The 692-nt window shown below is 45.2% G+C and carries 1 pseudogene; it reads left to right on the top strand.

What is annotated here, in order from left to right:
• Positions 1-504, top strand: a pseudogene (locus tag C5687_RS24795) (TipJ family phage tail tip protein); the annotation flags it as partial.
• Positions 505-692 lie beyond the last annotated feature (188 nt).

Genomic DNA, 692 nt, shown 5'->3' with positions numbered 1-692 from the left:
AATGTTGGCTGGCATATTAATAAATCGGGTTACGCTGTATTTAATAACGTCACTATCCGTGGAACAGTATATGCAACAAATGGAAGCTTTAAGGGTAGTGTTGAGGCCACGACTTTTGTCGGTGATATAGCGAATATTGGAGTTGGAGCAGACGTTGTCGTTTCAGGCGCTACAACAGCTACCAGAGCGATAACATTCACAGACTCCTCTAATTCCTCGCTTGCGAAATCCGCCCTTCTCGAAGGTCTGATTTATGTGTCATCGCTTACCGGAACAACGGTCGTTAACATCACGCTCAATATCAATGGGAATATACGTGACCTTGGAAATATTAACGTACCGTCAGGGAATACTGGGATGTGGATATCGGTAAGGCATGCATTGAGAAACATCACCGCAAATACAGTTACGGGAACCATTACAGTCACAGGAAGCGGAACAGCAAGTAAGTCAATTACATCACCGACGTTAACCATTACCCGAGGTACCGGGTCGTTCTCATAATCCAATTAGACATTCAACACGATTAATAACCCGTCACTTTTGGCGGGTTTTTTATTGCCTGGAGAAAACATGATTTATACCACTGGCACTATTGCCATCAGCGGAAACACCATTACAGGTACCGGCACAAACTTCACTGCAGCTGGCTCACTGATTCGTAACGGCTGTACCGTCATCGCGCTGACCAG

Origin of the sequence: Enterobacter sichuanensis (assembly GCF_002939185.1) — a bacterium.
GTDB lineage: Bacteria > Pseudomonadota > Gammaproteobacteria > Enterobacterales > Enterobacteriaceae > Enterobacter > Enterobacter sichuanensis.
Note: the sequence above shows the minus strand (reverse complement) of the source record. Positions and strands in the feature narration are given on the sequence as shown.